The sequence below is a fragment of the Haliscomenobacter sp. genome (assembly GCF_033763495.1).
GTDB lineage: Bacteria > Bacteroidota > Bacteroidia > Chitinophagales > Saprospiraceae > Haliscomenobacter.
In genome coordinates this window covers 22240-30754 of sequence record NZ_JANRKL010000232.1, presented here as the reverse complement: position 1 = coordinate 30754, position 8515 = coordinate 22240, and the positions used below count along the sequence as shown (strand labels likewise).

Sequence of the window (8515 nt, the reverse complement as noted above, 5' to 3'; positions counted from 1 at the left end):
AAGGTTGTGTCAAAGTCGCTGCGGTAGCTCACTTCAAAACTCGTAAGTCATGTATTCGTAACTCATGTACTCAATATGCCGCTTTGGTGATCATGGAATCACTGCCGCGAAACCCGCTCCAGCTCATCCGCAGTCGCTGTGCTCCGTCTGCGCGAAGGTTTCACATCAGACTTTCCAAATTTATAGCTCAACGTCGCATTCAGACGACGGCTTTCGTTGGTAGGATCTACCACGACATCCACGGTGCCTTGTTTGACAATGATGTGGGGGCGGCGGCTAAAAAACACGTCGCTCAGGTTTAGCTTCAAATTACCTTTACCCTTCCAAATTGGCATTGCGGCACCAATATCCATGCCCCACAGTGGATCAATCTGGAAGATTCCATCCAGCATTCTGGTTTGGTAAAACACCGTCATTTCTGCCTTAATCTTAGCCGGCAAGTTGAAGGTGTTCATGGTCATAAACTGGGCAGTGGACTGCGTTTGGTTGATGGTGCCATTGGTGAAAGGCGACTGAATGTCGTTGATGTAGCCCACAATGTTGATGCGAGTGTTCCACCATTTGGCCAGTTCAAAGGGCGCTGAAATGGTCGCACTGTAGTTTTTGAAGGTGCTCAGGTTAGCGGTGGTTTGGTAGGTCTGGCGTAGTGCATCGTCTTGCTCCAGGATTTGGGTGATTTTGTCGGTGGTATGGTTGTAGTTAAGGCTGAGGACGTATTTGTTTTTCAGCGAAAAATTCAACCCCAGGGTATTTGTGAATTCTGGCGTCAGGTAAGGATTACCTTTACCAAAAGTATACTGGTCAATAAAAAACACGAAGGGATTGAGGTCCTCATAGGAAGGCCGGTTGATGCGGCGGCTGTAGTTGTAACTCAGGCTATTGTCTTTACCCAGCGGGTGAGAAATGCTCATACTGGGGAAAAGATTGAAATAATTGCGGGTAAAACGTTCGGACAAAGTGGGCGATTGCCCAAGTGCGTCGGTCAATTCTCCACGCAAGCCCATCTGAATGCTCACTTTTTTGATTTGAGAACTAAAATTGAGATAACCCGCGTGGATGTTTTCGCCGTACATAAAACGGTTGCTGCGCCCGGGGTCGTTTTGCCAAACGTTTTCGGTAAAAGTCTCTACCAACAAATCATTATCGGTATCCACAAAGCTGCTTTTCCACCCTGCATCAATACGGGACTTTTCACCCAATGGACGGGAATAATCCATTTTAAAAGCCAGGATGTCAACTTGTAACGCAGCATCGGTTCGCACAATATTGGGCAGATCAACTTCCTGCCCGGCAGTGCTGAAGAAGCGGTTGGTATTGGTTTGCAGCTTGTCCGCGCTGTTGGTGGAATAATCGGCATCGAAGCTCAGCTCGTGGCCCTTGTTGTCGAAGGCATGTTTGAGGTTGAAATTGGTGGTGTAGTCCCGCCAATTATCGCCGCCAGTATTGTCGCTGCGCACTTCATTAAAATCGCCAGGCAGGGCACCACTCAGCAGATTGCGGCCGCTGGATTGAGGCACCCACTCCCCAATTGAGGCATTGGCCAACACGCCGAGGGTGGTTTTTTTGTTCAAAAACCAGTCTGCTCCGGCATTGATGCGGTTGTTGTCCGACCACATGATTTTGCGGTCGTATTGGTTCATTTCAGTAAAAGTGTTTTCAAAGGGAATGCGGCGGGAGATGTCGATGTTTTGGAAACGTTTGTTGTAAAAATTGCCGTAAGATCCAAAGACATTGACTTTTTTGCTGCGGTTGTTCATGCGCAATTCAGCGCTTCCGCGTGGGTTCTCACCATAACCAGCGCCCAGGGTCAGGTTGCCGTTGGTGCCCAGGCCTTTTTCCTTTTTCATACGAATGTTGATGATGCCGGAAGTTCCCGCAGCATCGTATTTGGCGGAAGGGTTGCTGATGATTTCAATGGCTTCAATACTGGTGGCGGGGGTGTTTTCGAGGAGGCGGGTCACTTCTTCAGCCGACATGTAGGTTTGTTTGCCATTGATCATCACCATTACTCCTGAACGGCCTTTGAGGGAGATGGTGCTGTTGTGATCAACCATCACTCCAGGGCTTTTGGCCAGTAATTCCAGCGCATTGTTGCCTGCTGCAACCGGGCTGGCATCAACATTGACAATCATTTTGTCTTGCTGCAACTCAATGAAGGGTTTCTGGCCTTTTACGGTCACTTCGCCCAATTTCACTGCAGCAGATTGCAGCAGGATGTCTCCAAATTGATAATCTGGCTGTCCAACTTTGATTTGGATGCTTTGAGAAAAGTGAGGTGCATACCCAATCATGGTTCCAGAGATCAAGTATTGCCCCTCCGCAACTGCTTCAATGGCAAAAAGGCCAGCATCATCTGTTACCGCCCCTTTGACCAGCGAGGAATCCTGGGCCTTCAACAACAGTACATTGGCGTAGGGCAGTGGTTTTTGCTGCTCATCCAATACCCGGCCTTTCAAGAGGGTTTGGGCATTCAATAGTTGAAAAACGCTCAACAAGAGGAATAAGAAGAGCGAAAGAATTTTTGTCGGCTTGCTCATAATAACTTTGTTTTCGGTGATTGATGCCGAAAGGACGAGCAAGGGGCAAATGGAAGTTACAGGCAAAAAGGCTTTACCCGACCAAGCTTCTTTTTTTTTCGCTGAGTAGTGGAAATAAACAGATTAAGTGCTGTTTACGTTTTGGGGATTATTTCAATGAAATTGTGTAATCAATCTGGCCATCTTTCTGCCGCTAGCACGGCTTTTGATATAAAAGGAAGATAGACTTAATCTGAGATTTGAATTAATTGATTTTTACCGCAGAGTTTCGCAGAGTAAACACAGAGCTTCGCAGAGTTTTATTAGTTTTTAGGCGTTTTGCCACCTTTGGTGGCTGGAGGTCGGGTACGATTAAAATTTGATTGTTTGGCATTAGTGTTCATTTAGTGCGCCTCTGAGTACTCACAGCCAGCGAAGGTGGCCTAAGCTCTGAGAAACTCCGTGTTTACTCTGCGAAACTCTGCGGTAAAAAATGTTATGGGTGAATGGCTTTTTCGCCAAAAAACAATATAAACATTTGATATTCAAGGCAAATAACTCAAAACTTAGGTTAAACTTAAAGCCACCCCGGACTAATGGTAAACAAGCGCTAACTACGCGCATACCAAACGAAAGAATAAGCATAAGGATTCTCCGCATCGGCTGGATGATCCTCCCTTTTCACTTCTTTCCAATGCGCAGGATCGATAATTGGGAAAAAGGCATCACCCTCACAAGTCATATGCACCTCCGTGATGATGAGTTCATCGGCAAGGTGCATGGTTTGGGCATAAATTTCTGCGCCGCCTAGAATGTTCAATTGTTGGACCTCTAGTTTTTCAGCCAGTTCAAAAGCTTCGGCGATGGAATGGGCGACATAGATTCCCTCGGGGGCGTAATCCTTTTGACGGGTAATCAGAATCACATCCTGGCGATTGGCAAAAACCCCCATTCCCTCGGGGGTTCCGTAAGAGTTGCGCCCCGTAAGCAGGTAGCCATTTTGGATTTGCTCCATAAAAAAAGCTAGGTCGGCGGGCATGTGCCAGGGCAGCTTCTGGTGGATTCCAATGACGTGGTTGTCGGATTTTGCGGCGATGATGGTTTTTTGCATGGGTAAGACGTTTCCGATTTGAGGTATCTCGAAAAGGTTTGCCAAAGCAACATTTTTATTATCACAAAGGAAAAATAAAGAGGACACCGAGGACACAAAGTTAGACGTTGACGGAGCTTTCGTTTTCCGTTTATCCTTGTCAACGTCTAACTTTGTGTCCTCTGTGCCCCTTTGTGCTTTCTTTGTGAAAAAAACTGTCGCTTTGGTGATTTATTAAAATCAGGGATACACCCTATTTAATTCTTAAAGTATTTCACTGGCGACTTGGTGTTGTAAAAGAAAAACGACCACATATCCGCCTGTTCTTCAATAACTTTTGAGGTTGGCTTGCCCGCTCCATGGCCCGCATCGGTTTCGATGCGAATCAAAACAGGGTTGTCACCTTTATGGCTTTTTTGCAATTGAGCTGCAAATTTGAAGGAGTGCGCAGGGACCACCCGGTCGTCGTGGTCGGCAGTGGTAACCATCGTGGAGGGGTATTCCACACCCGGCTTCAGGTTGTGTAGTGGCGAGTAAGACTTCAGATAATTGAAATACTTGGGGTCATCTGCTGAACCGTATTCGGGAATCCAACCCTTACCCACAGTGAATTTGTGGTAGCGCAACATGTCCATTACGCCCACCGCCGGGAAGGCAACTGCAAACAAATCTGGGCGTTGGGTCATCGCTGCACCTACCAGCAGACCGCCGTTGGAACCACCTGCGATGGCCAGTTTTTCTTTGGAAGTATAGCCTTCCTTGATCAGGTATTCAGCAGCGGAGATGAAGTCATCAAAAACGTTTTGCTTCTTGAGCAACATCCCGGACTGGTGCCATTTTTCGCCGTATTCTCCCCCACCCCGTAAGTTTGGCATGGCGTATACCCCACCATTTTCGAGCAAAATCAAGCGTGCTGTGCTAAAGCTGGGGGTCAAACTGACGTTGAATCCACCATAACCATAAAGGTAAGTCGGGTTTGTACCGTCCAGTTTGAGGCCTTTTTTGTGCACCACAAACATGGATACCTTGGTCCCGTCCTTGCTGGGGTAAAAAACCTGTTTTTCCTCGTAATCCTCCGGATTGAACTTCAGGGGAGTTTTAAAAAACTGCTCCGATTTTCCCGTTTTGAGGTCGTATTTGAAGATGACACTGGGGTAGATGAAGGAAGTAAAGGTATAAAAGGTAATACCGTCCTCTTCTTTGCCGTAAAAACCACCAGCCGAACCTACGCCTGGTAATTTGATTTCTTTTTTGTTTTTGCCATCATAGTCCATTTGGTAGTAGCGGGTGGTGGCGTTTTGCAGGTAATCCGCAAAGAGTTTTTTGCCCACTGTGCTGGCATTTTGCAGCAGGTTTTCCGATTCGGGGATGATGACTTTCCAGTTCTTTTTGTCGGGTTTAGCGGCATCAATTTCGATTACACGGTAGTTCGGCGCGTCGATGTCGGTTTGAGCCAAAAAGCGCCCATTGCCTAGGTGCTGAATGACGCTACTTTTGTTGGCATAGCCGGGAAAAAGGGCTTGGAATGGGCCGTCTTTTTCCAGGTCTTTGATATAGGTGGCATAGCCGTCGGTGCCGGGAGCGGCATACAAAACGAAGTATTTATAATCCTCGGTCACCCCGCCATAATGGTAGATATTGGGATTTTTGCGGTCTTCGTAGATCAGTTTGTCTTTAGATTGGTCATCGCCCAGTTGGTGGTAATACACCGAATGGTACTGGTTGTTGCCAGAGAGCTCCTGGCCTTTGACAGGTTCGGGGTAACGGCTGTAAAAGAAACCATTTTTGTACCAGGAAGCACCAGAGAATTTCACCCACTTTAGCACATCTTTCAACTCTTTTTTGGTTGCAATGTCCACCACGCGGATTTCCTGCCAATCCGAACCGGCCTGATTGCGGGCAATGGCCATGTACTTGTTACTCGGATCTGCTTCGAGCAAATTTACAGTAATGGTGCCATCCTTCGAAAGTTGGTTAGGGTCGATGAATACTTCGGGATCTCCGTTCAGGCCCTTTTGGACATAAATGACCGCCTGGTTTTGCAGGCCATCGTTTTTGGTAAAAAAATAATTGTCTCCGGCTTTGCTTGGGGCACTTACCTTCGGAAAGTTGTACAGTTCAGTATACCGATCCGCAATGGCTTTGCGGTAAGGGATTTTTTCCAGATAATCGGTGGTCACTGCGTTTTGGGATTGCACCCACTTTTTCACATTTTCGGACGTATCTGCTTCGAGCCAACGGTAAGGATCTGCCACTTTTTTGCCGTGATAATCATCTACTTGTGCTACGGTATCGGTTACCGGGTAGGCAACTTTGATCGTTTCTTCCATGGTCGTTTTTTCTTTTTTGGCGCCGCAAGCGCTCAAGGTCAGTAATAAAATAGTTAGAAATGAAATTGGTTTCATCGTCGTGGCGATTTTTTGTAAAATTCAGGTTTAGGAAAGTTCCTAAAATAATAACTTTTAGGATTTGTGTGGTATTTTAGTTTATTTAAGCGCTGCAAGTTAAATTTATCAACATTAATCTACACCTGCCTCGGCGAACAGGTTAGCGACAAACAAATAAAACCATTCTTAACCATGAAAAAGACCCTCTTTGCTATCGCAATCCTAAACTTTATAGTAGTAGCCGGATTTGCCCAGCAGAACTTACCAGCCGCCAATTACGAGCAGGCCGTCAAATTTTTAGCAGGTAATACCTCTAAATTGGTCTACAACAGCAATGTGAACCCGAATTGGCTGCCCGATGGCAAATTTTGGTACTCCACAAATACCGCAAGTGGCAACCAGTACGTCCTGATCAACCCTGCCGACGGCAGCCGGAAAACTGCTACAGATCTGAAGTCCTTGGTACCCGATGCTGCCGAGCGGCCCATGGGCATGGGTCGTAGAGGTGGAGGACTGGAAGTACTTTCACCAGATGGGAAAAAGGCAGTTTTTATTAAAGACTGGAATTTGTGGGTCAAGGACGTGGCGAGCAAGCAAGAAACCCAGCTCACCACCGATGGCATTAAGGATTTTGGATATGCTACCGACAACGCTGGTTGGCGGCACAGTGAGCGCCCCGTGGTGTTGTGGTCGCCCGATTCTAAAAAAATCGCTACTTTCCAACAGGATCAGCGGCATGTCAGCGACATGTATTTGGTTTCTACCAATGTGGGTACGCCCAAACTGGAAGCCTGGAAATACCCACTTCCGGTGGATAAAGAGATCATCAAAATTCAACGGATCATCATCGAAGTGGACAACCGCAAAGTTATTCGTTTACAAATGCCGGCTGATGCACGCAGGGGAACCTTGTGTGACGACATTGCTTGCTCCGGTGCATTTGATGACAACGAATGGAGCCCGGATGGCAGCAAATTGGCTTTTGTATCCAGCTCTCGCGACCACAAGGAAGCAATTTTGCGCATTGCCGACGCCACAACTGGCCAGGTGAAAACCATTTTTGAAGAAAAAGTAGCCACCCAATTCGAAAGTGGCCAGGGAAGTGTAAACTGGCGTTTTCTCCCTGCCTCCAACGAAATCCTCTGGTATTCGGAACGGGATGACTGGGGCCATTTGTACCTGTACGACGCCACTACCGGAAAACTAAAGCAACAAATCACCAAAGGGGAATTTGTAATTACCCGTTTGTTGAAAGTGGATGAAAAAAATCGGATGCTGTACTTTTTGGCCAATGGTCGGGAAAAAGGACGCGACCCTTATTTCAGCCATTTTTATCGGGTGGACTTTGGAGGCAAAACTGTTCAATTGTTAACCCCCGAAGATGGCAACCACAACGTTACCTTATCACCTGATGGCAAATATTTCACCGATAATTACTCCAAACCGGATGTAGCGCCAGTGAGCGTGCTGAGAGACATGAATGGTAGCTTGATTGCTACACTGGAAAAAGCCGACCTCTCTAAGTTGGTAGCCAGCGGCTGGAAAGCACCTGAACCAATTACGGTAAAATCCCGGGACAGCAAGTGGGATTTGTATGGTTTGATGTTTACCCCAACCAATTTGGATAAAAGTAAAAAATACCCGGTCATCAATTACATCTATCCTGGGCCACAAGGTGGTGGTGTGGGCAGCCGTTCTTTCAGCGCTTCACGCAGTGATCATCAAGCTCTGGCGGAGCTGGGCTTCGTGGTGGTGGTGATCGATGGAACTTGTAACCCTGGTCGCTCCAAGTCTTTTCACGATGTGTGTTATGGCAATATGGGCGACAACACCCTGGAAGATCAAATTTCTGGCCTCAAACAATTAGCCGCAAAATATCCATTCCTGGACCTGGATCGCGTAGGTATGTGGGGGCATTCGGGTGGTGGCTATGCCACTGCTGCCGCTATGTTCCGTTATCCCGATTTTTACAAAGTAGGCATTTCAGAATCGGGTAACCACGAAAACCGCAACTATGAGGACGACTGGGGCGAGCGCTACATCGGCCTTTTGGTAAAAGATGCTCAGGGTAAAACCAATTACGACAATCAGGCCAACCAAAACTTCGCAGCTAACCTCAAAGGCAAACTAATGCTGGCCCACGGAGGCATGGACGACAATGTACCGCCTTACAATACCTACCTGGTGGTGGACGCCCTGGTTAAAGCGAACAAGGATTTTGATCTGGTGATTTTCCCAAATGCCCGGCATGGGTATGGGGGTGATAGCTTTTACATGATGCGTAAGCGCTGGGATTATTTTGTGAAACATTTGCTGGGGGCGGAGCCTCCGAAGGAGTTTAAGATAAAGGTGGATTGAGAATTTTAATCGGAGGATATGAATTGCCACGTGCTTTAGCGCGTGGGTAGCAGGATCATTTTAAAATGGGCTTTAGCCCTCGCTTAATTGTTGATGCTAGGACTAAAGTCCATCAAAAAGGAAATCTAAATCCACGCGCTAAAGCACGTGGCAATTCATGTCAT

4 protein-coding genes are annotated in these 8515 nt (G+C 47.1%); 1 reads left to right on the top strand and 3 read right to left on the bottom strand.

Features of this window, described 5'->3' with window-relative positions; all coding sequences use genetic code 11:
- Nucleotides 1–98 precede the first annotated feature (98 nt).
- From SFV55_RS27500 to SFV55_RS27490, 3 genes are all read right to left on the bottom strand, one after another.
- Nucleotides 99–2537 carry an outer membrane beta-barrel protein gene (locus SFV55_RS27500; protein WP_320032801.1) on the bottom strand — a complete coding sequence of 813 codons (2439 nt, stop codon included), beginning with the start codon at nt 2535–2537 and terminating at the stop codon, nt 99–101.
- A 589-nt stretch (nt 2538–3126) separates the two neighbouring features.
- Nucleotides 3127–3627 carry a dihydrofolate reductase gene (locus SFV55_RS27495; RefSeq protein WP_320032800.1) on the bottom strand — a complete coding sequence of 167 codons (501 nt, stop codon included), beginning with the start codon at nt 3625–3627 and terminating at the stop codon, nt 3127–3129.
- Between the two features lie 236 nt (nt 3628–3863).
- Entirely contained in the window at nt 3864–6011 is a 2148-nt protein-coding gene (locus SFV55_RS27490; RefSeq protein ID WP_320032799.1) for a prolyl oligopeptidase family serine peptidase, read from the bottom strand.
- Nucleotides 6012–6185: 174 nt separating this feature from the next.
- Between SFV55_RS27490 and SFV55_RS27485 the strand changes: the two genes are divergently transcribed.
- Nucleotides 6186–8351: a S9 family peptidase gene (locus tag SFV55_RS27485; protein ID WP_320032798.1), complete on the top strand. Its 2166-nt coding sequence runs from the start codon at nt 6186–6188 to the stop codon at nt 8349–8351.
- Nucleotides 8352–8515: the final 164 nt, after the last annotated feature.